At 74.5% G+C, this 25,461-nt stretch carries 28 protein-coding genes and 1 riboswitch; of the genes, 20 read left to right on the top strand and 8 right to left on the bottom strand.

Annotated features, from left to right (window positions below; translation table 11 throughout):
* Together AWH51_RS00125 and AWH51_RS00130 are read right to left on the bottom strand one after the other, a co-directional pair.
* The coding region (locus AWH51_RS00125; RefSeq protein ID WP_131798077.1) for an AAA family ATPase at positions 1 to 924 on the bottom strand (924 nt) is incomplete at its 3' end.
* A complete protein-coding gene (locus AWH51_RS00130) occupies positions 924 to 2,090 on the bottom strand; it encodes an exonuclease SbcCD subunit D (RefSeq protein ID WP_063070117.1) in 1,167 nt (388 codons plus the stop codon). The genes AWH51_RS00125 and AWH51_RS00130, both read right to left, overlap by 1 nt.
* Positions 2,091 to 2,211: 121 nt before the next feature.
* Here AWH51_RS00130 and AWH51_RS00135 point away from each other — a divergent pair, with 121 nt between their 5' ends.
* The 11 genes from AWH51_RS00135 (at position 2,212) to AWH51_RS00180 (ending at position 10,157) form a co-directional block, all read left to right on the top strand.
* Positions 2,212 to 2,688 carry a DUF3151 domain-containing protein gene (locus AWH51_RS00135; protein WP_063070118.1) on the top strand — a complete coding sequence of 159 codons (477 nt, stop codon included), beginning with the start codon at positions 2,212 to 2,214 and terminating at the stop codon, positions 2,686 to 2,688.
* A gap of 99 nt (positions 2,689 to 2,787) precedes the next feature.
* Entirely contained in the window at positions 2,788 to 4,077 is a 1,290-nt protein-coding gene (locus tag AWH51_RS00140; protein WP_063070119.1) for an adenylosuccinate synthase, read from the top strand.
* Between the two features lie 92 nt (positions 4,078 to 4,169).
* The gene (locus AWH51_RS16545) at positions 4,170 to 4,298 is read left to right on the top strand and encodes a hypothetical protein (protein WP_011931910.1); all 129 of its coding nucleotides are present in this window, start codon (positions 4,170 to 4,172) and stop codon (positions 4,296 to 4,298) included.
* A 79-nt stretch (positions 4,299 to 4,377) separates the two neighbouring features.
* Positions 4,378 to 4,992: a hypothetical protein gene (locus AWH51_RS15795; RefSeq protein WP_063070120.1), complete on the top strand. Its 615-nt coding sequence runs from the start codon at positions 4,378 to 4,380 to the stop codon at positions 4,990 to 4,992.
* Positions 4,989 to 5,279 (top strand): hypothetical protein, encoded by a 291-nt coding sequence (locus AWH51_RS00150; protein ID WP_063070121.1) that lies wholly within the window; start codon positions 4,989 to 4,991, stop codon positions 5,277 to 5,279. Before AWH51_RS15795 ends, AWH51_RS00150 begins: the two co-directional genes overlap by 4 nt.
* A gap of 254 nt (positions 5,280 to 5,533) precedes the next feature.
* Positions 5,534 to 5,857, top strand: coding sequence for a PadR family transcriptional regulator (locus AWH51_RS00155; RefSeq protein ID WP_063070122.1), 324 nt, complete (start codon positions 5,534 to 5,536; stop codon positions 5,855 to 5,857).
* Positions 5,854 to 6,483, top strand: coding sequence for a DUF2812 domain-containing protein (locus tag AWH51_RS00160; protein ID WP_081234712.1), 630 nt, complete (start codon positions 5,854 to 5,856; stop codon positions 6,481 to 6,483). The genes AWH51_RS00155 and AWH51_RS00160 overlap by 4 nt, the downstream gene beginning before the upstream one ends.
* A gap of 67 nt (positions 6,484 to 6,550) precedes the next feature.
* A riboswitch (TPP riboswitch) is annotated at positions 6,551 to 6,653 on the top strand.
* A 57-nt stretch (positions 6,654 to 6,710) separates the two neighbouring features.
* Entirely contained in the window at positions 6,711 to 7,340 is a 630-nt protein-coding gene (locus AWH51_RS00165) for a YkoF family thiamine/hydroxymethylpyrimidine-binding protein (RefSeq protein WP_063070124.1), read from the top strand.
* Positions 7,337 to 7,954 carry an ECF transporter S component gene (locus AWH51_RS00170; RefSeq protein ID WP_063070125.1) on the top strand — a complete coding sequence of 206 codons (618 nt, stop codon included), beginning with the start codon at positions 7,337 to 7,339 and terminating at the stop codon, positions 7,952 to 7,954. The genes AWH51_RS00165 and AWH51_RS00170 overlap by 4 nt, the downstream gene beginning before the upstream one ends.
* Positions 7,951 to 9,438: an ABC transporter ATP-binding protein gene (locus tag AWH51_RS00175; protein ID WP_063070126.1), complete on the top strand. Its 1,488-nt coding sequence runs from the start codon at positions 7,951 to 7,953 to the stop codon at positions 9,436 to 9,438. Before AWH51_RS00170 ends, AWH51_RS00175 begins: the two co-directional genes overlap by 4 nt.
* Positions 9,435 to 10,157 (top strand): energy-coupling factor transporter transmembrane component T family protein, encoded by a 723-nt coding sequence (locus AWH51_RS00180; protein ID WP_063070127.1) that lies wholly within the window; start codon positions 9,435 to 9,437, stop codon positions 10,155 to 10,157. The genes AWH51_RS00175 and AWH51_RS00180 overlap by 4 nt, the downstream gene beginning before the upstream one ends.
* Positions 10,158 to 10,177: 20 nt before the next feature.
* Here the strand turns inward: AWH51_RS00180 and AWH51_RS00185 are convergent, their stop codons facing one another.
* Positions 10,178 to 10,714, bottom strand: coding sequence for an AAA family ATPase (locus AWH51_RS00185; protein ID WP_063070128.1), 537 nt, complete (start codon positions 10,712 to 10,714; stop codon positions 10,178 to 10,180).
* A 156-nt stretch (positions 10,715 to 10,870) separates the two neighbouring features.
* Here AWH51_RS00185 and AWH51_RS00190 point away from each other — a divergent pair, with 156 nt between their 5' ends.
* Positions 10,871 to 11,299: a BLUF domain-containing protein gene (locus AWH51_RS00190; RefSeq protein ID WP_063070129.1), complete on the top strand. Its 429-nt coding sequence runs from the start codon at positions 10,871 to 10,873 to the stop codon at positions 11,297 to 11,299.
* A gap of 22 nt (positions 11,300 to 11,321) precedes the next feature.
* On the opposite strand, the gene AWH51_RS00195 is transcribed toward AWH51_RS00190, so the two are convergent.
* The 4 genes from AWH51_RS00195 to AWH51_RS00210 form a co-directional block, all read right to left on the bottom strand.
* Complete coding sequence (locus AWH51_RS00195; RefSeq protein WP_063070130.1) at positions 11,322 to 12,188, bottom strand: 3-hydroxyacyl-CoA dehydrogenase; 867 nt, start codon at positions 12,186 to 12,188, stop codon at positions 11,322 to 11,324.
* A 126-nt stretch (positions 12,189 to 12,314) separates the two neighbouring features.
* The gene (locus AWH51_RS00200; RefSeq protein ID WP_063070131.1) at positions 12,315 to 13,253 is read right to left on the bottom strand and encodes an alpha/beta fold hydrolase; all 939 of its coding nucleotides are present in this window, start codon (positions 13,251 to 13,253) and stop codon (positions 12,315 to 12,317) included.
* A gap of 40 nt (positions 13,254 to 13,293) precedes the next feature.
* Complete coding sequence (locus AWH51_RS00205; RefSeq protein ID WP_063070132.1) at positions 13,294 to 14,781, bottom strand: sensor histidine kinase; 1,488 nt, start codon at positions 14,779 to 14,781, stop codon at positions 13,294 to 13,296.
* Positions 14,778 to 15,446, bottom strand: coding sequence for a response regulator transcription factor (locus tag AWH51_RS00210; RefSeq protein ID WP_063070133.1), 669 nt, complete (start codon positions 15,444 to 15,446; stop codon positions 14,778 to 14,780). The genes AWH51_RS00205 and AWH51_RS00210 overlap by 4 nt, the downstream gene beginning before the upstream one ends.
* 146 nt (positions 15,447 to 15,592) lie before the next feature.
* On the opposite strand from AWH51_RS00210, the gene AWH51_RS00215 reads away from it, so the two are divergent.
* Positions 15,593 to 16,270: a hypothetical protein gene (locus AWH51_RS00215; RefSeq protein WP_063070134.1), complete on the top strand. Its 678-nt coding sequence runs from the start codon at positions 15,593 to 15,595 to the stop codon at positions 16,268 to 16,270.
* A 69-nt stretch (positions 16,271 to 16,339) separates the two neighbouring features.
* Positions 16,340 to 16,981, top strand: a complete 642-nt coding sequence (locus AWH51_RS00220) for a GNAT family N-acetyltransferase (RefSeq protein ID WP_063070135.1) — start codon at positions 16,340 to 16,342, stop codon at positions 16,979 to 16,981.
* Positions 16,982 to 17,130: 149 nt separating this feature from the next.
* On the opposite strand, the gene AWH51_RS16125 is transcribed toward AWH51_RS00220, so the two are convergent.
* Entirely contained in the window at positions 17,131 to 17,523 is a 393-nt protein-coding gene (locus AWH51_RS16125) for a hypothetical protein (protein ID WP_175345437.1), read from the bottom strand.
* Between the two features lie 436 nt (positions 17,524 to 17,959).
* Here AWH51_RS16125 and AWH51_RS16635 point away from each other — a divergent pair, with 436 nt between their 5' ends.
* The 6 genes from AWH51_RS16635 to AWH51_RS00255 all read left to right on the top strand — a co-directional run bounded on the left by AWH51_RS16635 (position 17,960) and on the right by AWH51_RS00255 (position 25,427).
* Positions 17,960 to 18,562 (top strand): VOC family protein, encoded by a 603-nt coding sequence (locus tag AWH51_RS16635; RefSeq protein WP_414146340.1) that lies wholly within the window; start codon positions 17,960 to 17,962, stop codon positions 18,560 to 18,562.
* A gap of 178 nt (positions 18,563 to 18,740) precedes the next feature.
* Positions 18,741 to 19,979, top strand: a complete 1,239-nt coding sequence (locus tag AWH51_RS00235; protein ID WP_217491892.1) for an aspartate aminotransferase family protein — start codon at positions 18,741 to 18,743, stop codon at positions 19,977 to 19,979.
* Positions 19,969 to 21,186: a hypothetical protein gene (locus tag AWH51_RS00240; RefSeq protein ID WP_063070137.1), complete on the top strand. Its 1,218-nt coding sequence runs from the start codon at positions 19,969 to 19,971 to the stop codon at positions 21,184 to 21,186. Before AWH51_RS00235 ends, AWH51_RS00240 begins: the two co-directional genes overlap by 11 nt.
* Positions 21,183 to 22,571: an HAD-IA family hydrolase gene (locus AWH51_RS00245; RefSeq protein WP_063070138.1), complete on the top strand. Its 1,389-nt coding sequence runs from the start codon at positions 21,183 to 21,185 to the stop codon at positions 22,569 to 22,571. Before AWH51_RS00240 ends, AWH51_RS00245 begins: the two co-directional genes overlap by 4 nt.
* 40 nt (positions 22,572 to 22,611) lie before the next feature.
* Complete coding sequence (locus tag AWH51_RS00250) at positions 22,612 to 23,277, top strand: HAD family hydrolase (protein ID WP_063070139.1); 666 nt, start codon at positions 22,612 to 22,614, stop codon at positions 23,275 to 23,277.
* An 80-nt stretch (positions 23,278 to 23,357) separates the two neighbouring features.
* The gene (locus AWH51_RS00255; protein ID WP_063070140.1) at positions 23,358 to 25,427 is read left to right on the top strand and encodes a serine hydrolase domain-containing protein; all 2,070 of its coding nucleotides are present in this window, start codon (positions 23,358 to 23,360) and stop codon (positions 25,425 to 25,427) included.
* Positions 25,428 to 25,461 lie beyond the last annotated feature (34 nt).

The following is a 25,461-nucleotide window of genomic DNA, read 5'->3' on the forward strand; positions in this document are numbered from 1 at the left end:
CCGCCGCGCCTCCTCCAGCCGCGCCGCGAGCCGCGCGACCTCGTCGGCCTCGGTGCGCAGCGCCTCCGCGCGCGCCATGAGCGAGCGGCGCCGCTCGAGCGCCCGGGTGATCCGCTCCGCCTCCGCGAGCGCCGCCGCCGTCCGGCGCCGCGCGGCCTCGTCCTCCTCGCGCGCCGCGTCCGCCGCATCTGCCAGCTCGGCCAGGAGCCGCACGGTGTCGGCCGCGTCGTCGACCGCGAGCGCCTCCACGCGCGTCGCCTCGCGGAGGCCCGTGAGCGCCTCCGCCACCTTCGCGTCCGCCGCGTCGGTGCGCGCCTTCGCGGCCGTCCGCATCTCGGCGAGCTGCTTCGCGGTGACGTCGTAGACGGCCGTGCCGAACAGCGACTGCAGCACCAGCCGCCGCTGCTCGCCCGTCGAGCGCAGGAACTCCGCGAACTCGCCCTGCGGCAGCACGACGGTCTGCACGAACTGCGCGCGCGTGAGCCCCACGATGCGCGCGATCTCCGTGCCCACCTCCTGCGTGCTGGTGCCGAGCACCTCGCCCGCGTCGGCCTCGGGCGACGACAGCCGGAACAGCTTCGCGGTCGCGTTCTGGTTCGTGGTCCCCGTGCCGCGCGCCTTCGGGCGCTGGTGCTGCGGGCTCCGGCGCACCCGGTGGATGCCCGCGGCCGTCTCGAACACGAGCTCCACGTACGGCTCCACGCCCGGCGCCGCGTGGTGGCTGTGCAGGCGGTCGCGGCTCGACCCCTCGCTCGCGAGCGACCCGTAGAGCGCGAACACGATCGCGTCGATGAGCGTCGACTTGCCGGATCCGGTAGGCCCCTCCAGGAGGAACAGCCCCGACCTCCCGAGCTCGGCCACGTCGATGACGTGCTCGCCGGCGAACGGACCGATGGCGCGCAGGGTGAGGCGGTGCAGGTCCATCAGGCGCTCCGGTCCGCGGCGAGGGCCTGCTCGTACGCCTGGCGGAGGACGAGCGCCTCGGCGTCGGTGGGCGGCGCGCCCGTCGCGTGCTCCACGAAGTCGGCGGCGACCTCGAGCGGATCCGTCGTGGCGTCCACCACCCGCGACCGCACGCCCTCGACGCGCCCCTCCGGCTCGTGCAGCACCACGAGCGCGTGCGGCAGCGCCTCCCGCACACGCGCCACGAGGTGGGCCGGATGCACCGGATCCGTCACGTGCACCCGCAGCCACGCGTCGGCGAGGTCGGCGTGCCTGCCGTCCGTGATCTCCGCGAGCGTGCCCGTGACCTCGTCGAGCCGCCGCGGCACGGGGGCGTCGATCAGCCCGACCGTCGTGGACCCGTCGGCCCGCAGCTCGACGAGCGCGCTCGACTTGCGCTGCATCCGCTCCCCGAAGGAGAAGGCGAGCGGCGAGCCGGAGTATCGGATGACGGGCCGTGCCGATCCCGCCGCCCGCACCTCCTGCGCCCCGTGCAGGTGCCCGAGCGCCACGTAGTCCGCGCCCCGGAACGCCGAAGCCGGCACCTGGTCGAACCCGCCCACGCGGATGTCCCGCTCGCTCTCGCTGGGCGCCGCGCCCGTGACGAAGGCGTGCGCGACCACGACCACGCGCGCCTCCGGTCGTCCGGCGGCGTCGGCGCGCACCCGGTCCATCGCCGCGCCCAGCACGGCCTCGTGCGAGCGCGGCAGGGGAGGGGCGCCGGCGGCGGCGAGCGACGCGCGCACGGCATCCGGATCCAGGTACGGCACCCCGTAGAACGCCACCGGCCCGTCGGCGTCCTCCACCACGACGGGCCGATCCAGCGTCTCGACCGAGGCCAGGATGTGCAGGCCGTCCCGCAGCAACCCCGACGCGAACCCGAGGCGCGCGGCCGAGTCGTGGTTGCCGGGCGTGACGATGACGGTGGCGTGCGCGCTCAGCCGCGCGAGCGCGTCGCCGAGCAGCGTGACGCTCGGCACGCCCGGCACCGCGCGGTCGTAGACGTCGCCGGCGACGAGCACCACGTCCACCGGCCGCTCCTCCACGAGTGAGACCAGGTGGTCGAGGAACGCGGCGTGATGCGCGTGCAGGTCCTCGCCGTGGAGGGTGCGCCCGAGGTGCCAGTCGCTCGTGTGGAGGATGCGCACGCGGGTCCTTCCGTGGGGCTGCCGGCGGTGCCCGTCACGCTACCGGAGGGCGCCGACACGGCCGGGCCGCCCGGGCGGCTGCCGCAGGAGGACCGGCCGGACCGCCTTGGTAGGATCGAGTGTGACTGGAGAGAACCTGCTCGGCGTCCCCGAGACGCGCCTGGCCGACGAGCCCGAGGTCGCCGCCCGCATCGCGAACGCCGACGGCGATCACGACACGCTCGGCGCCATCGCGGCCGACCACCCGCAGTCGTCGCTCGTCTGGGCGCTGCTCGCCGACTCCGCGTACGTGCAGGGCGACCGCATCGCCTCCTACGCGTTCGCGCGCGTCGGCTACCACCGCGGGCTCGACTCGCTGCGCAAGTCCGGCTGGAAGGGCCAGGGCCCCGTGCCGTGGAGCCACGAGCCGAACCGCGGCGTCCTCCGCTCCCTCTACGCGCTGCGTCGCGCGGCCGCCGCCATCGGCGAGGAGGACGAGGTCTCGCGCCTCAGCGCCTTCCTGCGCGACGCGGATCCCACGGCCGCCGGCCACATCGAGGCCGCGACCGCCGGGGCGCTCCCGCCCACGGAGGCCATCGTCATCCGCGGCCAGGACTGACCCGCCCGCTCCGCGCAGCACCCCGCACCGCAGCTCCGCCCGCACCACCGCACGCCACCCGATCCACCCCGACCGACCCGCCCCGACGAGGAGTGAGCCATGCCCGCAGTAGTGATCATCGGAGCCCAGTGGGGGGACGAGGGCAAGGGACGCGCGACCGACCTCCTCGGCAGCCGCGTCGACTACGTCGTGAAGTTCAACGGCGGCAACAACGCCGGCCACACGGTCGTCGTCGGCGACGAGAAGTACGCGCTGCACCTGCTGCCGTCGGGCATCCTCACGCCGGGCGTCGTGCCCGTCATCGGCAACGGCGTCGTCGTCGACATCGAGGTGCTGTTCCACGAGCTCGACGCGCTCGCCGCCCGCGGCGTGGACGTCTCGCGCCTCCGCGTCAGCGCGAACGCGCACGTCATCACGCACTACCACCGCACCATCGACAAGGTCACGGAGCGCTTCCTCGGCAAGCGCCAGATCGGCACCACCGGCCGCGGCATCGGGCCTACGTACGCCGACAAGATCAACCGCGTCGGCATCCGGATCCAGGACCTCTTCGACGAGAACATCCTGCGCCAGAAGGTGGAGGCGGCCCTCGACGCCAAGAACCACATGCTCGTCAAGATCTACAACCGCCGCGCCATCTCGGCCGACGAGATCGTGGAGAGCCTGCTCTCCTACGTGGAGCGCCTGCGGCCCATGGTCGGCGACGCGTCGCTCGAGCTGAACGCCGCGCTGGACGAGGGCAAGACCGTGCTCTTCGAGGCCGGCCAGGCCACCATGCTCGACATCGACCACGGCACGTACCCGTTCGTCACGTCCTCCAGCGCCACCTCGGGCGGCGCGGCCACGGGCTCGGGCGTCGCGCCCAACCGGCTCGAGCGGATCATCGCGGTCGTCAAGGCGTACACGACCCGCGTCGGCGCCGGCCCGTTCCCCACCGAGCTGCACGACGCGTCGGGCGAGTACCTGCGCGCCAAGGGCTTCGAGTTCGGCACCACCACCGGCCGCCCGCGCCGCTGCGGCTGGTACGACGCGCCCATCGCGCGCTACACGGCGCGCATCAACGGCGTCACCGACTTCGTGCTCACCAAGCTCGACGTGCTCTCGGGCCTCGCGACCATCCCGGTCTGCGTCGCCTACGACGTCGACGGCGTGCGCCACGACGAGGTGCCCGTCTCGCAGTCCGACTTCCACCACGCCACGCCCGTCTACGAGGAGCTGCCGGGCTGGCAGGAGGACATCACGGGCTGCCGCACCTTCGCCGACCTGCCGAAGAACGCGCAGGACTACGTGATGGCCATCGAGCGCATGAGCGGCGCCCGCATCTCGGCCGTCGGCGTGGGCCCGGAGCGCGAGCAGGTCGTCGTGCTGCACGACCTCCTCGAGGCCTGACCCTGATCCAGGACGGCTGGGCCGACGACGCCCGCCTCGGCACGGACGCCGCCGACCTCGCGCGCTTCCTCAGCCGGGCCGACGCGCGCACCATGAACCGCGAGCGACTCCAGGCGGATCTCGACATGGGCCAGGAGCAGTACGTGGCGGCGTGGCGCGAGCTGCACCGCTTCGGCTACGTGTCGTCGGCGGAGCTGCGGCGGCTGGTCGTCGAGCGGTAGGGCCCCGAGGCTCGCGCGCGCATCAGGTCAGACCCGATCGATCGACCAGGATAGTTGGCGATCGACTACGATCCTGGGCATGCAACTGCAGCATCCGTTCCGCACGATCACTCCCACGATCGATGGAGACGTCCTCCGCGTGCTCGCCCGGTCGGACTCGTGGTTCACGGTCGCGCGGATCCGCAGCCTCGCGGGCTCGGGATCGCCCGAGGGCATCCGCCGGGTCCTGCGCCGGCTGGCGGAGCAAGGCGTGGTCGACACCCAGTCGGCCGGGAAGGCCGTGCTGCACAAGCTGAACCGGGACCATCTCGCAGCTCCGGCGATCCTGGAGCTCGCGCGTCTCGATCGGGAGCTCCACGACCGCATCCGGGCCTCCCTCGCGGCCTTCCGCGTCGCACCCCTGTTCGCCGTCCTCTTCGGCTCGGGGGCGCGGCTCTCCATGCGGCTCGACAGCGACCTCGACCTGCTGCTCGTCCGGGATCGGCCCGCCTCCGACGAATGGTCCGACGACGTCTCGGAGCTCGCACGCCGGATCCATCGGTGGACGGGAAACGATCCACGGATCATCGAGTACGGTCGCGACGACATCCGCGGGGCGGCCGCGGAGGAGCCGCTCCTGGAGTCGATCGCCGACGAGGGGATCGTGTTGACGGGGAGCGCGGCGCGCTTCCGGAAGGAGGTCGCAGGCACATGACGCCGACTCGCGAAGCAGGGCGGACCGAGGCGGACGGTCGATTCCGCAAGGCGAGGCAGTTCGCGGACGCCGCGGAGCTGTTCGCCGACGCGGCCTCCGATGACGCCGACGAGTTCGGCGATGCCTACGTCACCCTCGCGGTGCATTCCGGCATCGCCTCCGGGGACGTCATCTCGATCGTCGCCAGCGGTGAGTACTCCCCGACGGGCAACCACCAGGAGTCGGTGGCGATGCTCCGCCGGGCGGACCCGGTGCGGCCAAGCACCTCGAGAGGCTGCTCGCTCTGAAGACCAAGGCGGGCTACGCGCATCGCCCCGTCTCCTCGGACGACGTGGCCAGGGCGCGTCGCGCACACGAGGCGCTGCTGGAGATCGCGTCCGCGGTGGTGGCTGGATAGCGCTGCACGACTCGCGGCTCGCGGCTCGCGCAGCAGGTGGTGTCACGGCGGCTGGTCGTCGAGCGGTAGGACGCCCCCGATCGGGCTATTCCGTTGCGCTGTATATCGTCCGACTGTACAGTCGGACGATATGAGGAGGGCGCGATGACGAGGGACCCGCTGCTGCCGCTCACCGAGACGGTGGCCTGCATCCTGCTCGCCCTGCGCGAGCCGGCGCACGGGTACGCGATCATGGCGCGCGTCGAGGAGATGAGCGAGGGCGCGGTGCGCCTCGCGCCGGGGACGCTCTACGGCGCCCTCGACACGCTCGTGAAGCAGCGGCTCATCACCCGGGTGGCGAGCGAGGATCCGCGGCGCAAGGTGTACCTCATCACCGACCGGGGATCCGAGGTGCTCGCGCAGGACGCCGAGCGCATGGCCCACCTCGTGCGGCTGCACGACCGCGGCCGGGGGAGCAGGGAGGGATGACCATGGTGATCAGGTTCTTCGTCGACTTCGACGAGGAGGAGCGCTGGCTCGACCGGATGGCGGCCGAGGGGCGGCTGATGCGGAGGCGCGGGTTCGTCTACACGTCGACGGACATCGAGCCCGGATCCGCCGTCGTGCGGATCGACTACCGGCCGAGCATGACGGCGGCCGACTTCGCCGACTACGTGCAGCTCTTCGCCGACGCGGGCTGGAGGCACATCAGCGGCAGCCGCAGGAGCGGCACGCAGCACTTCGCGTCCACGACGGCGGATGCGGACGCCGAGATCTTCTCCGACGCCCGGTCGCGGGCCGAGCGGTACAAGCGCGCGCTCGACGTGAACGCGGCGGTGCTCCTGCCGCTGCTGGTGGTGGTGTTCGTCCTCGCCGCGACGGAGGGATCCGGCGTCCGCGCGATCCTGCGCCCGGACGAGTGGTACCTGACGCCCGGCCTCTGGGAGATGGAGGGGTGGCGGTTCGCCGGCGCGTTCCTGTTCGAGACGGTGTTCGTGGCGATGCGGGTGGGACTGCCGCTGCTCCTCGTGGTCGGGTGCGTCGTGATGCTCGTGACGGCGGTGCGGCAGGGGATCCTCTATCGGCGCGCGGTCGCGGCGGCGGCGGAGGCGTAGGTCCCACCGTCCTCCACGGCCAGGCCCGGCGTCGCGCCGACTCCGTCGCGGCGGCGGTATGGTCATCCCGAACACGGGAGTCCGGTAGGCCGGGCTGAGAGGAAGACCACCAGTCTTCGACCGTAAGAACCTGATCTGGATCATGCCAGCGCAGGGAGGCATCTCTTGAGGGACCGCGCATCCGCGCGCGTCCCACCCGTGCATCCGCGACCACGGAAGGCACGCGCGTGACCAGCACCGCATCCCCCACCACCCGCCTCGAGGCGGCGCCCACCCCCGAGGAGTTCGGCGTCGGCGCCCGGCTCAGCCTCGCCGTCATGCGCGACGACTTCGTCGACGTGATCCTCGGCGCGCTCGCCGCGACGCCCGCCGACGGCCTCGTCGTCGAGACCGACGACGTGAGCACGTTCGTCGGCGGGTCCGAGCAGGACATCGTCCGCTGGCTCGTCGCCCTGCTCGCGCACGCCGCCGGATCCGGCGCGCACGTGCAGGCGACCATCGCGTTCTCGCGGGGCTGCCCGGGCGAGGTCGCGTGCGGCACGGGCGTCGTGCGCGTCGGCGAGGTGCCGGCGGCGGACGCCACCGGGATCGCCGCGTCCGCGCAGTGGGCGCTGTACCCGCTGTCCGACGCGGCCTCGGCGGATCACATGAAGGACATCCACGCGGCCATCGACCACGCCCGCACGGTCGGCACCTTCGCCGGGTCGCAGCACTTCGTGACGGCGCTCCGCGGCGACCTCGCCGACGTGATCACCACGGCCGCCGCCGGCTGGGTGCTCGTGGGCCGCTCGGTGGCGCACGTCACCAGCCACCTCACCGTCTCGTTGAACAGCCCGAGCCGGACGGCCGGCGCATGAGCGCGCCCGTCGAGGCGCGGGATCCGCGTCCCACCGCCCCGCGCCGCGCGCGCTGGGACCTCCGCGACATCGTGCTGCTCGTCACGCTGGGCGTGGTCTTCGGCTTCCTCTACTGGGTGCTCGTGCAGGGCTGGACCGCGCTGTCGGTCGCGGCCGGGCCGCTCGGCGACCTGACCCAGCACGTGCTGCTCGGCGGCTGGCTGCTCGTCGCGCCCATCGCGATCGCCGTCATCCGGCGGCCGTTCGCGGGCGTCGCGGCGGAGGTGATCGCGTCGGTCATCGAGGTCGTGTTCCTCGGGTCGGCCGTGGGGCCGATCCTCTTCGTGTCGGCGGCGATCCAGGGCGCGGGCAGCGAGATCCCGTTCGCGGCCGGACGCTACCGCCGCTACGGCTGGCTGCACTACGCGGTCTCGGGCGGTCTCGGCGCGCTGCTCGTCTTCTTCTTCTCGGCGTTCCGCTCCGACTGGTACGGCACCGACCTGTTCTGGGTGCGGCTCGTGATCCAGGTGGCTTCCGGCGTCGTGTTCGGCGGCCTGCTGGCGAAGGTGATCGTCGACGCGCTGGTCCGCACGGGCGCGGTCGACGACTTCGCCGTCGGCCGGGCGCAGGGGTGACGGACGCGCGAGGCCCCGTCGTCGCGCTCGACGGGGTGGGCGTCGCGTTCCGCTCGCGGGAGGTGCTGCGGGACGTGACCTGCCGGATCGGGGCGGGGGAGCGGATCCTCGTGATCGGCCCGTCCGGATCCGGCAAGTCGACCCTGCTGCACGTCGTCACCGGCGTGGTGCCGCACTCCGTGCACGCGACCATGACGGGGAGCGCGACCGTCGCGGGGCTCGTGGACGCGCCCGTGCTCGACCGGGTGCGGCACGTGGGCTTCGTGGCGCAGGATCCGTCGGCCGCCGTCGTGCTGCCCACGGTCGAGCAGGACGTGGCGCTCGTGCTCGAGAACCACGGCGTGGATCCGGCGGAGGTCGACGCGCGCATCGACGAGGCGCTCGAGGCCGTGGGCGCCGGCCACCTCCGGCACCGGGAGACGGACCGGCTGAGCGGGGGAGAAGCGCAGCGCGTCGCCATCGCGGCCGCGCTCGCCGCCCGGCCCGCGCTCCTCGTGCTCGACGAGCCGACCGCGATGCTCGACGCCGCGGGCGTGCGCGCCGTGCGGGACGCGATCGCGCGGCTGCCGGCGGAGGTCGCCGTGCTGATGGTGGAGCACCGGCTCGACGCGCTCGGGCCGGAGGGGCTGCCGGCGCGGACCATCGCGCTGGATCCCGCCGGCCGGCTCCTCGCCGACGGCCCCACCCACGAGGTGCTGCGGGAGCACGCGGCGGCGCTCGCCGAGTCCGGCTGCTGGGTGCCGGGGTGGGCGGCGGACGCGCACACGCCGGTCCCGCGCGCGTCCGCGGCCCCCGCGGCGGAGCCGGTGCTGCGTGCCGTCGGGCTCGCCGTGCACCCGGCGGCCGTGCGGCCGCGTCGCTTCCGCCGCGCGCCGGATCCGCTCCCGCCCGTGCTCGCGGGCGTCGACCTGGCGCTCCGGCCGGGCGAGCTGGTGGCGCTCATCGGGGCGAACGGATCCGGCAAGTCGACCCTGCTGCGGACCCTCGCCGGGCTCGTTCCCCCGGTCGCCGGGAGTGTCGCGGGGGCGCGGCCCGGCATGGTGTTCCAGGATCCGGCGCACCAGTTCGTGGCCGCCAGCGTGCGCGACGAGATCGCCGTCGGCCTCGCGGACGACGACCCGCGCATCGACGACGCGCTCCGCTGCCACCGCCTCGAGCACGTGCGGGACGCGTCGCCGCACCGGCTGTCGGGCGGGGAGAAGCGGCGGCTGAGCCTCGCCGCGATGCTCGTGCACGACCGGCCGGTGCTCCTCGCGGACGAGCCCACCTTCGGGCTCGACCGCCGCGATGCCGAGGCGGCCATGGGGGCGCTCGTCGATGCGTCGCGCACGCGCGCGGTCGTGTTCTCCAGCCACGACCTCGCGCTCGTCGGGCGTCACGCCACGCGGGCCGTGGTGCTCGGGCGCGGCACGGTGATCCACGACGGCGGGGTGGACGCGCTCGTCGCGTCGCCGGCCCTCCTCGTCGCGGGCGGGATCGCGTGAGCGGCCCGGTCGTCAGCGGCCTCGGCGTGAGCGGGCCACGCGTGAGCGGGCCGCGCGCGAGCTGGCTCGCCCGGCGCAACCCGTCGGCGGTGCTCGCCGGGCTGTTCGCGGTGTCGGCCGCGCTCATCGCCGTGCGGGATCCGGCCGTCGCCCTCGGCGTGCTCGTGCTCGCCGTGGCGCTGGCGCTCGTCGGCGCGCGCGTCGGCGTCGGCGCCGTCCTCCGCGCGCAGCTCGCATTCGGCGGCTTCGCCCTCGGGATCCTGCTGGTGAACGCGATGAGCCGGCCGGGCGCGGTGCTCGCGCGGGCGGGGGCGTTCCGGATCACCGAGGAGGGCCTCGACATGGGCGCCGCGCTCGCCCTGCGGACGCTCGCGCTCGGCACGCTGTCGGTCGCGTTCCTGGCGGCCGTGGATCCGGTCGACCTCATGATCAGCCTGCACCTCGACCTGCGGCTGCCCGCGCGCGTGACCTTCGCGGTGCTCGCCGGTCAGCGGATGCTCCAGCGGCTCCCCGCGGAGTGGGCGACGATCCGCGCGGCGCAGGCCGTGCGCGCGCCCCTCGACCGGCGCGGTCGTCCGCGGCGGGGACCCTTCGCGGCGGCGGCGTTCGCGCTGCTGGTGTCGTGCATCCGCCGGTCGGCCCGCGTCGCGCAGTCTCTGGAGGCCCGGGGCCTCGGGCTCGAGCCGCGCACGGTGTGGCGACGGAGGTCGCGGGGCTGACGCGCGGGCCCGCCGGCGGATCAGGCGCCGGACGCCCCGACGAGGACCGCGCCCGCGATCCGGTCGGCCGCCTCGACCGGCGTGATGCGCGACGTGTCGACGACCTCCGCCTCCGCGTGCAGCCAGGTGCGGGCCGCCTCCTCGTAGGGCTCCACGCGGGAGAAGCGGAAGGCCGACGGGCCGAGGTCCGCATCGTGCTGGATCCGGTCGCGGAGCGTCGCCGTGTCCGCGTGCAGCACGAAGTGGCGGATGGGGATGCCGTGCGCGGCGAGGCCGGCGCTGATCTCGCGCCAGTAGGCCTCGACGAGCACTGTCATGGGCATGACGAGCGTGCCGCCCGCGTAGTCGAGCACGCGCCGCGCCGTCTCGACCACGAGCGGGCGCCACGGCGTCCAGTGCTGGAAGTCGTCCAGCTTCGGGAGGGGCGGCCGGATGTCCATGAGCACCTCGCCGACCTTCTCGGCGTCGAGCACGCGGCCGTCGGGGATCCGCTCCTGCACGAGCCGCGAGGTCGTCGTCTTGCCCACGCCGTGGGTGCCGTTCAGCCAGATGATCATGGCCGGAGGCTATCGGCGGCGTGGCGCCGACGGCATCCGTCCGGCGACGTATCCCGGTCCGCCCTGGCCGCCGGCGTGCCGGAGGACCAGGCTGGAGGGGCGGCGGGATCCGGCCCCGTCCCACGACGCGCTTCCCCGCGCACGCGGAAGGACCCCATGCTCTCGATCGTCTACTCCAGCACCGCCGAGCGGTCCTTCGACGACGTCGACCTCGCGCAGCTCCTGGCCCAGAGCCGCGCGACCAACGCGGCGCACGGGCTCACGGGCCTCCTCGTCCACCGGCAGGGGCGCTTCCTCCAGCTGATCGAGGGCGAGGAGGACGAGGTGCGCGAGCGCATGGCCGCGATCCTCGCCGACGACCGCCACGGCCGGATCGCCACGCTCATGGAGGAGCGGATCACCGAGCGTCAGTTCCCCGACTGGACGATGGGCATGGCGAAGTACGACGCCCGCGTGGCCGAGCGGATCCCCGGCTACCGCGACACCTTCGACGACCTCGAGGGCGAGCGCCCGGACGACGCCATCCGGCCCGCGCTCCGCGAGCTGATCCGCTGGTTCCAGGAGGACACCGGCCGGCTGTCCTGAGGGGCGGGGCCCGACGCCGGCCTCACCCGCCCGGGTACCGGTAGAACCCCTCGCCCGTCTCGACGCCCGTCTTGCCGTGCCGCACGTAGTTCTCGTGGAGGTACTCGGCCCAGGCCCGCACCGTCGGATCGTCCGACATGCGCGCGGTGGCGTAGGAGTTGCGGAGGCCGATGACGTCGTAGATCTGGAACGGGCCGTACGGGGAGCCGGTCGCGGTGCGCCAGGTCGCGTCGATGGTCTCGACGTCGGCGTACCCGCCCACGAGGAGCTCGGCGGCGGCGCGCATGAACGGCGCCAGCATGGTGTTGAGCACGTACCCGGACTTCTCCCTCGTCATCACGACCGGCGTCATCCCGGTGTCTGCTGCGTACCGACGCACGGCCTCCACGGCCGCCGCATCGGTCGAGGGGGAGGGCATGATCTCCGCGGTGCCGTAGCGCCAGATGCGGTTCGCGAAGTGCAGGGCCAGGAACCGGCCGGGCAGGTGCACCACGTCGACGAGATCGCTCGGCACCATGTACGACGAGTTCGTGGCGATGATCGCGTCGTCCCGCGCGAGACGGGAGACCGCGTGATGAAGCTCCCTCTTCACGGAGAGCACTTCCGGCGCCGCCTCGATGACGAGATCCGCGTCCCGCACGGCCTCGGCCAGGTCCGTCGTGATGCGGAGGGAGGCGAGCGCGGCCGCCGTGCTGCTCGGCGTGGCGCCGACCACCGCATCCTCGACGTACGCCGCGGGCAGCCCGGCCAGGCGCCGTCGGGAGGCGTCGAGCGCCGTCTCGCTGATGTCGTAGGCCGTGACGCGCCGACCGCGGAACGCGGCGTGGAAGGCGATCTGCGAGCCGAGCGTGCCGATCCCCAGCACGGCCACGGTCTGGATCTCGGACATGCGGGTCCTCCTGGGGTGGGGTGACGCGACCCACGAGGAGCGGGTGCCGGACGACGCCCGGCCGCCTTCACGCCCGGGCGTCCGCGTCACGGTAGTCAGCCGCCCACCGGCCCGGGCTCGTTCTCCTCAGCTGGCGGGCGTCGCGCCCCGCCAGAATCCCGCGAGGAGCTCCGCGCTCGCCTCCGGCTGGTCGACCTGGGCGGAGTGGCCCGCGTCGGCGACCACCTCGTAGCGGGCGCCCGTGCGCTCGGCCATGTCGCGCTGCCAGTCCTGGGGCCACGCGTCGTCGGCGTCGCCGTGCGACACGAGCACGGGGAGGCCGGTGGCGCGGAGCTCGTCGGCACGGTCGCTCTGCGCCTGCATGATCTCCAGCGCGCCGAGCAGCTGCGCCGACGCCGTGCCGAACAGGCGGGTGCGGAACCACTCCACCTCGGGGTCGGCGCCGTCGAGCTGCTCGGGCAGGAACCACAGCGGCCAGAGGCCGGCGCTGCCCGACGCGCGGACCGCCGCGATCTGCTCGGACCGCTCGCCGCGGCTGCGGGGGCCCGAGTTCCAGTGCGTGTAGCTGGCGAAGCGGCCGGGATCGCGGATCACGGCCTGGAGGCCGACGACGCCGCCGAAGCTGTGGCCGAGGAGGTGCACGGGGCCGAGCGGCGCGGCGGGGGCGGCATCGGTCGCGACGTGACGGCCGCCGGATCCACCGACGCCCGCGAGAGCGTCGACCACGTGGTGCACGTCCTGGCCGAGAGTCTCGAGCTCGTAGCCCGACGCGTCCACGGGCGGCTCGGCCTGGCCGGGGCCGGTGGATCCCCACTGCCCGCGCTGCGAGAACGCCACCACCGTGAAGCCGCGGTCGGCGAGCGGGCCGAGCAGCGGGAAGAAGTCCTCCTTCGACCCGGTGAAGCCCGGCACGAGCAGCGCGACGGGCGCGGTCGCCGGATCCCCCGTGCGGGCGGGCACGCGCACGGCCGACAGCCGCGCCGCCGGGACCTCGATCACGAGGTCCTCCGCGTCCTTCGGCCGGTGCTCGGACAGGGTGCGCGGGGCGTGGGCGTCGGTGCTCATGGGGTCAGCGTAGGCCGGGGGTGCGGCGGCGGCGCGGTCGTCAGGCCGCATCCACCACCGGCAGCGTCAGCCGGAAGCGGGCGCCCGCGCCCGGGACGGCGGGCAGGCAGACGAGGTCGCCGCCCTGGGCGCGGGCGAGCGCGCGGGCGATGGAGAGGCCGAGGCCGGCGCCGCCGTGCTGGCGGTCGCGGCCGTCGTCGAGGCGGACGAGGCGGTCGAAGACGCGCTCGCGGTCGGCCTCGGGCACGCCGGGGCCGTCGTCGGACACCGTGACGTGCACGGATCCGTCGTCGGCCGCCTCCGCCGCCACGCGCACCTCGGCCGCGGCGTAGCGGGCCGCGTTCTGCAGGAGGTTGTCGAGGATCTGGGCGAGCCGGTCGGGATCCGCCCGCACGGCCGGGGGAGCGCCGCGCACGTCGGCGTCGATCCGGATGCCCGGGGTCCGCGCCCGCTGCTGCGCGACCGCGGCCTCCAGCACGGGCGGGACGCGCACCGGGCGTCCCTCGACGGAGAGGCCCTCGTCGAGGCGCGCCATCATCAGCATGTCCTCGACCAGGCGGCCCGCGCGGATCGCCTCGCGCACGACGTGCACCGACAGGCGCTCGCGCTCCTCGGCGCTCGGGTCGGTGCGCACGAGGGCGTCGGCGGAGGCGCGGATCCCGGCGACGGGCGTCCGCAGCTCGTGGGCGGCGTCGGCGACGAAGGCGCGCATGCGGGCCTCGGCCGCGAGGGCCTGGCGCTCGGCGTGCTCGATGTCGTCGAGCATCTCGTCGAAGGCGACGGCCGTGCGGCCGAGCTCGGTGGTCGGGCGGGTGGGGCGGAGGCGGCGGCCGCGGTCGCCGCGGCCGATGGAGCGGGCGACGCCCGTCATGACCTCGAGCGGGCGGAGCGTGCCGCGGACCACGACGACGAGCGCCACCGCCGCGAGCGCGAGGAACACGAGCGAGGTGACGGCGAGGATCCCGCGGAGGGAGGCCAGGGTGTCGTCCACGGATCCGGTGCCCGCCGACAGCTCGAGCACCGTCCCGTCGCTGAGGTCGGAGCGGAGGGTGATGCCGTCGGCGGTGGAGCGCACCGAGCTCGCGGAGACGGAGACCGCGTCGGCGCGCGGCGTGGCCGGGGCGGTGACGGATCCGCGCGCGTCGCCCAGCGGATCCGGCCCGGGCAGCGTGGCCCCGAGCGGATCCCGGCCGGGCCGCACGGAGACGGCCCCGCCGTCGGGGGTCGTGATCTGCACGGCCACGCCCTGCGCGCTCAGCCGCTCGGCGAGCGCGTCGTCGTCGAGCACGCCCACGAGCGCCGCGGCCGCGGACGCGCGGTCGGCCAGCCGGTCCTGGATCTGCTGCCGCAGCTGCGCCCCGAGGATCGTCTGCACCGTGAGCGAGAGCGCCACGAGCAGCACCGCGAGGAGCGCGAGCACGGCGAGGACAGTGCGGGTGCGGAGCGAGCCCGTGCGGAGCGGAGCGTCCGGCGTGCGCGCGGGAGCGCGGCGGTGCGCCAGGCGCCGCGCGCGGGCGACCGCGCTCACGCCTCCACCCGGTAGCCGAGCCCGCGGACGGTGTGCAGGAGCCGCGGCCCACGCGCCTCCATCTTCTTGCGGAGCGCGCTGATGTGGACCTCGACGAGGTTCGGATCCGCGTGGTCGTACCCCCACACCTGCGTGAGCAGCTGCGTCTTGGAGAGCGTGCGGCCGCGGTGCGCGGCGAGGTAGGCGAGCAGCTGGAACTCGATGGAGGTGAGGTCGAGCACCTCGCCGCCGCGGCGCGCGAGGCCGGAGTCGGGATCCACCAGCAGGTCGCCGATCTCCACCACGCTCGCGAGCCGGCCGCGCCGCCGCAGCACCGCGCCGACGCGGGCCACGAGCTCCGCGAGCGCGAACGGCTTCACGATGTAGTCGTCGACGCCCTGGCCGAAGCCGCGCAGGCGATCCTCGACGGCGTCGCGCGCGGTGAGCATGATGACGCTCGCGTCGCTCCAGCGGCGGATCCGCTCGGCCAGCTGGATGCCGCTCGGCCCGGGGAGCATCCAGTCGAGCACCACGAGGTCGGGCAGGAAGCCCTTGACCTCCTCCTCGAGCTCGACGCCCGAGGCGAGGCCGCGGACGACGAAGCGCTCGGCGGTGAGGGTGGAGACGACGGCGGCGCGGATGGCCTCGTCGTCCTCCACCACGAGGACGCGTGCGGGAGGGAGCATGAGGCGACCCTAGGAGGCCCGGATGGGCGATCCCGGCCGCATGTCCGCCCGGGACGCGGAACTTAAGCAGGACTTCAGATCCGCTGCCGAGCCTGGCAGTACCGACCCGGCGCATCCCGCGCCGCGGCGGACACGGAAGGAACACCATGGACGACACCATCACGGTCTTCGAGAAGGGCCGCGGCACGCAGAAGCCAGCGCCGCGGAAGCGCCGCGCGGGCATGGCCGTCGGCATCGCCGGCGCCTCCCTCGGCCTCGTCGCACTCCTCTCCTCGGCGGCGTTCGCCGACGGGAACGGCGGCGACACCAGCGGCGCCACCGGATCCGGGAGCGGCACGACCGCCACCTGCCCGGCGCCGCCCGCGCTGCCGGACGGATCCACGCCGCCCGCGCTCCCGACGCCGTCGAAGAACGCCGACGGATCCACCGCCACCGTGCCCGCGCCGCCGACGAACGCGGACGGGACGCCGGCCACGCCGCCCACCCCGCCGACGCCGCCCACGCCGTCGAAGAACGCCGACGGATCCACCGCCACCGTGCCCGCGCCGCCGACGAACGCGGACGGCACGCCGGCCACGCCGCCCACCCCGCCCACGCCTCCGACCAACGCGGACGGATCCACGGCCACCGTGCCGGCCCCGCCCGCCGACGGCTGCGCGCCGCCCGCCCCGCCGGTCGGCAAGGACGGCACGGCACCCACCCCGCCCGCCGCTCCCGCGGCCCCGGGGACGACCGGCGGCGCCACCGCCCCGGCCGCTCCGGCCGCTCCGCAGCAGTCCGGCGGCGGCTCGGCCACGACGCCGGCGCCCACGACCGGCAGCTGACCGGATCCACCGCCCGGCCGGGCCCGCGACACCCGCGGGTCCCGGCCGGACCTCTGCCAGGCTGGCCGCGTGACCGCCAGCATCCCCGCGCCCGTGCCGCTCGTCGGCACCCACGTCCGCCTCGATCCGCTCACGCCCGAGCACGTGCCCGCCCTCCATGCCGCCATCGCGCACCCCGCGGTCTTCGCGGGCGGCTTCGGCGGCGGCGCGGCGGGCCTCCGCGCGGATCCCGACGCCTTCGCCGAGTGGGCCCGCGGCTACTTCCGCTGGGACGACCTGCCGTACGCCGTGATCCTCGTGGGCGGCCCCCACGACGGGACGCTCGTCGGCACGAGCACCCTCACCGACCTCGACGTGCGGCGCGAGCGGATCCACCTCGGCTGGACCGCGTACGACCCGCGCGTCTGGGGCACCGTCGTCAACGCCGAGGCCAAGCGCCTCCTCCTCGGCCTCGCGTTCGACTCCGGGTTCGGCCGCGTCGAGCTCCAGGCCGACGCGCGCAACGACCGCTCGCGCGCCGCGATCCGGAAGCTCGGCGCCACGCTCGAGGGCGTGCGCCGCCGCGACCAGCGCCGCGCCGACGGCACCTGGCGGGACGCCGCGGTCCACTCGATCCTCGTCGACGAGTGGCCGACCGTCCGCGCCGGCCTCGACGCGCGCATCGCCGCCCACGAGGACCGCCCGGTGCTGTTCCGCACGCCGCCCGCATGAGCCGGATCCTCGTCACGGGCATGTCCGGCGCCTGACGACGTCGGCGGGCGGGGGCCGTCCGGCGATCCGCATGGCGTCCGGCGATCCGGATGCGCCGGGCATCCGGCCCGAGACCTGCATGCGCGCGCACGCTCGGGACTCCGGCGGAGCTATCCCGCGGGAGGCCGGCGCGGCGTGCCGGGGGCCGGACGGGGGCGCGGATGCGGTCCGGTCCGGGGGCGCCGCGCCGCCGTCGGGACGCGGACGGCGCCGTCCCGGTGGGCGGTCAGGAGCGCCATGCCCGCGGGCGCAGGCCCGGGCCCGGCGTCGCTCCCGGTGATGCGGATGGAGTGCACCCGCAGCGGCGTCCCCGCGGTCCCCTCGGCCACGCGGATCACCGCGGGCCCCCGCTCCATGCGCAGGTCGAGCGTGGTGGAGCGGCGCGCGGCCCCGGGCTCCAGCGGCGGGTAGCGGACGGTGCGCGTCTGCGCGCGGTCCAGCGCGAAGCCGAGCGCGAGCGGGACCTCGGCGGCGTGGTCGTAGGTCACCGTGACGGAGTGCACCCCCGCCTCCTCGGTCGTGACGGCGAAGTCGAGGTAGCTGCGGCTGCCGGGTTCGGCGGCGTCGGGCGGGGGTGGGCTCGCGTGGACGCGGGCGGCGTCGACGGCGGGGTAGCAGCGGACGTGGACGATTCCATGCCTCCGTGGTGCGCATAGGGGGGACGTCCGCGCGATCCGTCCGGCGTCGTCGCCGGTCGGAGGATGCGGACACCCGATGCTGCGAGGAGCAGCGGAGCGTCGCGGCCGGTGGGTGGACGGCGCGGGCATCGGGGCGGGACCGCGCACGGGACTCGGGTGTCCGGTCGGCACGTCGTTCGGCCCCGGCGATGCAGGGCGACGGGCTCACCCTACGGCGTCGGCGGGCGTCGCGGGCCCGCGCGTCGAGGTCGGCGGGCGGACGCGCCCGCCGCGTACCCTCGGGAGGACGGCAGGGGGAGTGATGGGCGACGGAGGCACGCAGCCGACGCGCGACGACGACTCCGGGGTCGGGGCCCGACGTCCGGCCCGCGGATCGCTCCACCACGTCGAGCTGCAGGTGCGCGACCTCGACCGGGCGCTGGCGGCGTGGGGCTGGATCCTCGGCGAGCTCGGCTACCGGGAGGACGCCCGCTGGTCCGACGGCGCGAGCCTCCGCCTCGGCGACGCGTACGTCGTGATCGCCCGCGCACCCCGCGACGCCGCGCACGACCGCCGCGGCGCGGGCCTCAGCCACCTCGCCTTCCACGCGGGATCCGCGGCCGACGTCGACCGGCTCTGGGACGCGGCGCCCGACCACGGCTGGGCGCGCCTCTACGCCGATCGTCACCCGTTCGCCGGCGGACCGGACCACCGCGCCGCGTTCCTCGAGGACGCCGAGCGCTTCAAGGTGGAGCTCGTCGCCGACGACGATCCCGCTGCTCGGCTCCCTCCACCGGCGGCCGCCGCCGCCAGCCGGGAATCCATTCCACGGCGGCCCGCACGATACCGCGAGCGCCGGCCCGCGGTGCGTTTTCGAAATACCGGGAATACCCTTCCTTGGGGGGTTCGCACCCTTCGAGGATGATGTTTTACTCGATGGGTCGCAGCACGCTTCCACGGTGACGCGAATGCGGGACGAGTCGTGTCCCCGTCGCGCCGGCCGTCGGGTGGCGCCTTTCCGCTGCGGTTCCCGAGTCCTCACTGAATCGATTGCAGGTGCGCACGTGTCCCTTCAGGAAATGCATGGCACGGATCCTGGCGCCGTGTACTACCCGGTCTCCGAGCAGAAGATGGTCCGCGGCGAGGGGGTGTACCTCTTCGACGAGGAGGGGAACGCCTTCCTCGACTGCGCATCCGCCACCTTCAACCTCAGCCTGGGGTACTCGCACCCCGCCGTGGTGTCCGCCATCAAGGATCAGGCGGAGCGGCTGGTGCACGTGACCAGCAGCTTCCAGACCGATCAGATCAACCATCTCTCCCGCCGCCTGGTGGATCTGGCGCCGTCCTCCATCACCCGCGCCCACCTGAAGGTCTCCGGAGGCTCGGAGGCGAACGAGGGCGCGATCAAGATGGCCCAGCGCGCCACGGGCAAGCGCGACGTCATCACGCTCTTCCGCGCGCATGTCGGACAGACCATGATGATGACGAGCATGTCCGGCAACGCCTTCCGACGCGAACCGTTCCAGACGCTCTTCCACAACTCCCTCCAGGTGCCCGACCCCTACTGCCACCGGTGCTTCTACGCGCAGGACGCCGCATCATGCGGGTCGCTCTGCACGGAGCGCCTCTACGACTTCATGGAATACGCGAGCAGCGGCAGCGTCGCGGCTTTCCTGGTCGAGCCGATATCGGGGAACGGAGGGAACATCATCCCGCCGATGGGGTATTTCCAGAAGCTCCGGCAGTTCTGCGACGACATGGGCATCAAGCTCATCCTCGACGAGATCCAGACGGGCATCGGGCGCACCGGGCGGATGTTCGCCGCCGAGCACTTCGGTGTCGAGCCGGATGCGATCACCGTCGCCAAGGGACTCGGCGGCTCCGGAGCGCAGGTCGCGGCGATCCTCGCCAGCGACGAGCTCGCGGACCTGCCCAGCGACCAGCACTCCTTCACGTACGGCTCGAACATCATGGCCGCCGCCGCGGCGAACGCGACGCTCGACATCATCGACGACGAGGCCTTCCTCGCGAACGTCCGGGCGACGGGCGCGCGCATCCTGGCGCGCCTGCACGAGATGAAGAAGAGGTACCCGTTCATGGACGACGTGCGCGGCCTCGGTCTCATGATCGGCGTGGAGATCGCGGATGCGGACGGCAGCCCCAACGTCGCGCTCACGAACGAGCTCGCTCGTCGGGCCATGGACTTCGGCCTGATCCTGCGCACGTCGCGCTACGGGCGGGGCAACGTGCTGAAGATCCGGCCCCCGCTCATCCTCACCATGGAGCAGGCCGACCTCATCTGCGACCGCTTCGACGCCCTGCTGGCCACCCATGCGGGCTGAGGAGCCGGATCTCGACATCCTGTTCGTCGGCGGCGGCTTCCGGACGACGTCGTTCCTCGCGTCGGCGCCGTGGCTGCTCGGCACGCGCCTCGGCATCGTCGAGCGCCGCCCGAGCCTCGGCGGCGGCGACTACCACGACTACGGGATCCTCAGCACGTCCGTCGGCGCGCGCTTCCTCAAGGACGTGGACCTGGCGGGGGACTGGCCGGAGCTGTGGCGCTCCCCGGTCGTGCGCGAGGTCGCCACGGCGGAGGGACCCGTGGACCTGCGCGAGCTCGCGGCCGCGCTCGACCGGATCGGGCAGGCGGTCACGTCCGCGCTGCCCGACGGCGCCGTCCTGTCCGGCCGGCACGCGTCGGAGGTGGAGATCGGGGGATCGCACCCCTCGGTGAGCCTGACCTCCGGCGAGACGCTCCGCGCCCGGCACGTCGTGCTGGCGACCGGACGGCGGGAGCCGCCGCATCCGGCGCTCGCGCCGTGGCCCGACACCACGCTGCTCTCCGGTCGCGTGCTCGATCCGCGGACCAGGCCCCGGATCCTGGAGCTCGTGCGCGCGCGACCCGGTGCGCCGATCGTGGTGGCGGGATCCTCCCACTCCGCCATGTCCGCGCTCCGCGTGCTCCTCGACATGCGCGCCGCCGACCCGAGGACGTTCGCCGGGCACCGCATCGAGGTCCTCGAGCGCTCTCCCGCGCGTCTGTTCTACGGGTCCCTGGAGGAGGCGCGCCGGTCCCAGGTGCCCGAGCGGGAGATCCTCGCGACGCCCGAGGCGGTCTGCGGCGTCACGGGCGCGGTGTTCCGGGACACCGGTCTCCGACACGAGTCGAAGCTCCTCTACACGAGGCTGTGGGACGGCGCCGTGCCCGACGTGCAGCTCGTGCGGGACACCGACGTGGAGCACGAGGCCGACCGGCTCGGCGAGGCGGCGCTCATCGTCCAGGCCCTCGGATACGTGGGTCGCGCGCCCGTGCTGACCATGCGCGGGCAGGGGGTCCTCCGGGCCGCCGACTCCCGGCGACGCGTGGACGCGGACGTCCGGGGTCGACTCCTGGTGGAGGGGCGGCGGCGTGATGACGTGACCGCCCTGCGCCTGGATCCGACGCCCCCCGGGCACCGCGACAACGCCCAGTACGGCCAAGACCTCTACGCGCACCTGTCGGATCGCCTGCGCGGGCTGCTCGACCCGGCCAGGGCGGGCACGTCGTGAGCGCGCTGCCCCGCCCCACCGCCGAGGGCGCGTCCGCCGAGGCCGCGTCCGCCGAGGCCATCGCCGCCGATGCGGTGGCGCGCGCCGCCACCGACAGGCCCTTCCTCCTCGGGATCACCGGTCCGGACACATCGGGGAAGAGCCGCCTGGCAGAGGCCGTCCGCGCCGAGGTCGTGCGGGCGGGCCGACGCTGCACCGTGGTGCACGTCGACGACTTCCACAACCCCCGCAGCGTCCGGTACGACAGCAGCCTGTCGGAGCGCGACGCGTACCTGACGCGCAGCATCGACACCCGGCGGCTCGTCGCCGAGGTCCTCGCCCCGTTGCGGCAGGCCGGATCGCTCGAGACGCGCCTCCGCCATCTCGATCTCGCGACGGACACCTACTCGATCGAACGCGAGTACCGCGTGCGGCCCGGCGACATCGTGATCGTGGAGGGGATCTTCCTGCTGCGGGACGAGCTCCGAGCCCACCTCGACCGCGTCGTCCACCTCCACGTGGATCCGCAGGAGATGCTCGACCGCGGCTTCCGGCGCGACGTCCCCGAGCAGGGGCCCGACGTGATGCGGAAGTACCACGAGAAGTACATACCCGGCCAGCAGGAGCACCTGCGCGCCCACCCGCCCCGGGAGCACGCCGACGTCATCGTGGACAACACGCTGTGGGAGCGGCCCCTGCTCGTGCCGCACGCCCCCCATCCACGCGCGGTGCTCGCCCGGTCCGACATCCGGTGGATCGTGTTCGATCTCTGGGAGACGCTGGTGGACCTGCCGCGCAGCACCAAGGACCACGCGTTCGCCGCGCTGTGCGAGAGCCTGGGGGAGGATCCGCGCCTGCTCCGCACCCCGTGGCAGGCGACCCGGTTCGCGCGCGAGACGGGAGACGTCAGCAGCTACCTCGACGAGCTCGCGAGCCTCCTCGACCGCAGCTGGTCGTCCACCCGCCGACGCGAGGCGCTCGCGGCGCGGCGCGCCATCCACGGCCGCGAATTCGAGCTCGCCGCGCCCCGGATCGTCCGGCAGCTCGGGCGCATCCGGGACAGCGGCATGGGCCTCGGCCTCGTGTCGAACTGCAGCTCCGACGTGCGGGACATGCTCGACGCATCCGGTCTCACCTCGGCGTTCGACGCGGTCGCGCTGTCCGCCGAGACGGGGGTGATGAAGCCCGACCCCCGGGCGTTCCGCGCCGCGATGGCGGCCCTCCACGCGGAGCCGGACGCGACGCTCTTCGTGGGCGATGGGTCGGACGCGGAGCTGGTCGGGGCGCTCGTGGCGGGGATGCATCCGGTGCGCATCGAGGTCCACTCCCGGGTGACCTGGCCCGGCACGGTCACCGCCTCGCTGGAGGACCTCGCGGACGCCGTCGTCGCGAGCACCGCCGCATGATCCTGCCATCCACCCACGCCCCACCTCAGGAAGGACGCCCATGAACGACTACCTCGACCTCGTCATCTTCGACTGCGACGGGGTGCTGGTGGACAGCGAGGTCCTCGCCGTGGAGGTGGACAAGCGGATCCTCGCGGAGCTGGGCTGGCACCTCAGCACGGCGGAGATCGTCGACCGCTTCCTCGGCACGTCCGCGCGCAGCTTCCAGGCCCAGGTGGAGGCGCACCTGGGCATCACGATGGCGCCCGACTGGGAAGAGAGGTACCGGCCTTGGTTCGTCGAGGCCTTCGAGGCGGAGCTGCGGGCGGTGCCGGGGATCGAGGACGCGCTCGACGCGATCACGGTCCCCACCTGCGTCGCATCGAGCGGGAGCCACGAGAAGATCCGGACGACGCTCGGGCTCACCGGCCTGCTCGGCCGGTTCGAGGGGCGCATCCACAGCTCGTCGGAGGTCGCCCACGGCAAGCCCGCACCCGACATCTTCCTGCACGCGGCCGCGCGGATGGGAGCGGCGCCCGAGCGCGCGGTCGTCATCGAGGACAGCAAGTACGGGGTCCGCGCCGCACGCGCCGCGGGGATGCGCGCGTTCGGTTACGCGGGCGGCCTCACGCCGGCCGCGTGGCTGGAGCAGGAGGGCGCGATCGTGTTCACCGACATGGCTGAGCTCCCTGCCCTCCTCCGCGCGCACGCGCCCGACCCGGAGTGAGCATCCTGCGACTCGAGTCGCAACCCGGATGACGACTCCGGCACCCTGTGCGCGCGCCGCGCACCCGGGAGCGTGGAGGCATGCACACGACACCGCACCCATCCACCTCCGGGGTCCGATCCCGGCGCCTCGCGCCCGTCGTCGGCGCCGTCGCCCTCGTCCTGGCGCTGCCGCTCGCGATGGGCGCCGCCACGTCCGCCGGCCCCGCGGATCCGCCGCCGCCCGCCCCGCCGCAGCACCAGCCGGGCGGGCACGACCTCCAGAAGGACGACGTCGACGCGTGGCTCGACGGCGTGGTCGGCGCCGCGCTGCCGACCACGGGCATCCCCGGCGCGGCCGTCTCGGTCGTCGCCGACGGGAAGGTGCTCACCTCCCGCGGCTACGGCCTCGCCGACACCGGCACCGAGAGCGGATCCGCCCGCCCGGTGGATCCCGCCGACACCCTCTTCCGCGTCGGCTCCGTCTCCAAGGTGGTCTCCGCCACGGCCGTGATGCAGCTCGTGGAGGAGGGCCGCCTCGAACTCGACGCCGACGTGCAGCAGTACCTCGACTTCGACCTCGACACCCCGAAGGGCACCGTGACCCTCCGGCACCTGCTCACCCACACGGCCGGGTTCGAGGAGGTCATCACGGGCCTCATCGGCGTGCCCGGCTCGGAGCGCGCCCTCGGCGACGTGATGAGGACGGATCCGCCCGAGCAGGTCTTCGTCCCCGGCACCACCCCCGCCTACTCGAACCACGGCGCGAGCCTCGCCGGCTACGTCGCCGAGCGCGTGGCCGGGAAGCCGTTCGTCGACCTCGTGCAGCAGGAGGTGCTCGACCGCGCCGGGATGACCTCGTCGTCGTTCGCGCAGCCGCTGCCGGCCGACCTCGACGCCCGCCTCGCGAAGGGCTACCCCGGCGACTCCCAGCCCGCGTACCCGACGGAGGTCGTCAACGCGGCGCCGGCCGGCGCGCTCTCCGCGACCGCCGACGACATGGCCCGCTTCATGCTCGCCCACCTGGGCGACCTGCCCAAGGATCAGGCCCTGCTGGATCCCGCTACCCTCGACGAGATGCACCGCCCCGCCCTCGGCGCCGACCAGCTCGGCACGTTCGCGGCCGGCCAACGCATGGCCCTCGGCTTCTTCGACGACAGCACGCCGGGGATCCGCGCGTTCGGCCACGACGGCGACACCAACGTCTTCCACACGGCCATGCGCATGTTCCCGGACAGCGACGCGGGGATCTTCGTCACGTTCAACGGCAACGGCCGCGACGCCGTCGACACGCTCGAGCTCCGCACCGCCGTGCTGCAGGGCTTCGCCGACCGGTACCTGCGCGAGGACGGCGACGCCGGATCCGCCGGATCCGCCGCCGCGACCTCCGCACCCGCGGGCGACCCCGCGGCCGCCGCCGAGCTCGCCGGCACGTGGCTCTCCTCCCGCTCCCCGTTCTCGAACCCGGGCGCGCTGCTGAACCTCAGCGGCCAGACCGAGATCGTGCCGCGCGCCGACGGCACCATCGCCGTCACGCCGAAGCCGCTCGGGATCACCACGGGCGTCTACGAGAAGGCCGGCGACCACCTGTGGCGCGAGGCCGGCGGCGACGCCCTGCTCGCGACCCGCGCTTCCGCCGACGGCGGACCGGTCGACGCGATCGCGTGGGGCGCGTCCTTCACGATGCTCCGGGCCGAGCCGTGGCAGGCCGCGTCGGTGGCGATCCCCGGCCTCCTCGCCGCGGTCGCCGTGCTCGCGGTGTCGGTGGTCGCCTGGCCGGCCGCGGCCATCGCCGGCATCGGGCGCCGCCGACGGGCCCGTGCCTCCGGTGCCGACGCGGTCGCCGTGCCGCGAACCCGCCGCAGCCGCGCGCTGCTGCTGTCGCGCATCGGCCAGGCGGTGACGCTCGTCGCGCTCCTCGGCTGGGCGGCGGCCGCCGTGCAGGCGCTCTCCCTCGTCGACGTCCCGGCCGGGCAGCTCCGCACGCTCCAGGTGCTGCAGGTCGTCGGGGCGCTCGCGGTGATCCCCGCGGCGCTCGCCGCGTGGCAGGCGATCCGCACCCGTCGCGGCGTCGGGATCGTGACGGGCCGGATCCTCGTGGTCGTCGCCCTGGTCGGCATCGCGGCCTTCGCGATCGGCTTCCGGCTCCTCGCGCCGAGCGTGAGCTACTGATGCGCGGCGGGGACGGGCGCGACGCCTGGCATGC

This window comes from Clavibacter tessellarius (assembly GCF_001618005.1).
GTDB classification, from domain to species: domain Bacteria; phylum Actinomycetota; class Actinomycetes; order Actinomycetales; family Microbacteriaceae; genus Clavibacter; species Clavibacter tessellarius_A.

Coding starts and splice junctions, on each gene's coding strand:
- AWH51_RS16545 (WP_011931910.1), top strand. CDS start 4,170: ATGAACCGCGAGCGACTCCAGGCGGATCTCGACATGGGCCAGGAGCAG.
- AWH51_RS00200 (WP_063070131.1), bottom strand. CDS start 13,253: ATGAGCACCGACGCCCACGCCCCGCGCACCCTGTCCGAGCACCGGCCG.
- AWH51_RS00195 (WP_063070130.1), bottom strand. CDS start 12,188: ATGTCCGAGATCCAGACCGTGGCCGTGCTGGGGATCGGCACGCTCGGC.
- AWH51_RS15795 (WP_063070120.1), top strand. CDS start 4,378: ATGCAACTGCAGCATCCGTTCCGCACGATCACTCCCACGATCGATGGA.
- AWH51_RS00140 (WP_063070119.1), top strand. CDS start 2,788: ATGCCCGCAGTAGTGATCATCGGAGCCCAGTGGGGGGACGAGGGCAAG.
- AWH51_RS00190 (WP_063070129.1), top strand. CDS start 10,871: ATGCTCTCGATCGTCTACTCCAGCACCGCCGAGCGGTCCTTCGACGAC.
- AWH51_RS00215 (WP_063070134.1), top strand. CDS start 15,593: ATGGACGACACCATCACGGTCTTCGAGAAGGGCCGCGGCACGCAGAAG.
- AWH51_RS00170 (WP_063070125.1), top strand. CDS start 7,337: ATGAGCGCGCCCGTCGAGGCGCGGGATCCGCGTCCCACCGCCCCGCGC.
- AWH51_RS00250 (WP_063070139.1), top strand. CDS start 22,612: ATGAACGACTACCTCGACCTCGTCATCTTCGACTGCGACGGGGTGCTG.
- AWH51_RS00160 (WP_081234712.1), top strand. CDS start 5,854: ATGACCATGGTGATCAGGTTCTTCGTCGACTTCGACGAGGAGGAGCGC.
- AWH51_RS00240 (WP_063070137.1), top strand. CDS start 19,969: ATGCGGGCTGAGGAGCCGGATCTCGACATCCTGTTCGTCGGCGGCGGC.
- AWH51_RS00150 (WP_063070121.1), top strand. CDS start 4,989: ATGACGCCGACTCGCGAAGCAGGGCGGACCGAGGCGGACGGTCGATTC.
- AWH51_RS00210 (WP_063070133.1), bottom strand. CDS start 15,446: ATGCTCCCTCCCGCACGCGTCCTCGTGGTGGAGGACGACGAGGCCATC.
- AWH51_RS16635 (WP_414146340.1), top strand. CDS start 17,960: ATGGGCGACGGAGGCACGCAGCCGACGCGCGACGACGACTCCGGGGTC.
- AWH51_RS00255 (WP_063070140.1), top strand. CDS start 23,358: ATGCACACGACACCGCACCCATCCACCTCCGGGGTCCGATCCCGGCGC.
- AWH51_RS00155 (WP_063070122.1), top strand. CDS start 5,534: ATGACGAGGGACCCGCTGCTGCCGCTCACCGAGACGGTGGCCTGCATC.
- AWH51_RS00185 (WP_063070128.1), bottom strand. CDS start 10,714: ATGATCATCTGGCTGAACGGCACCCACGGCGTGGGCAAGACGACGACC.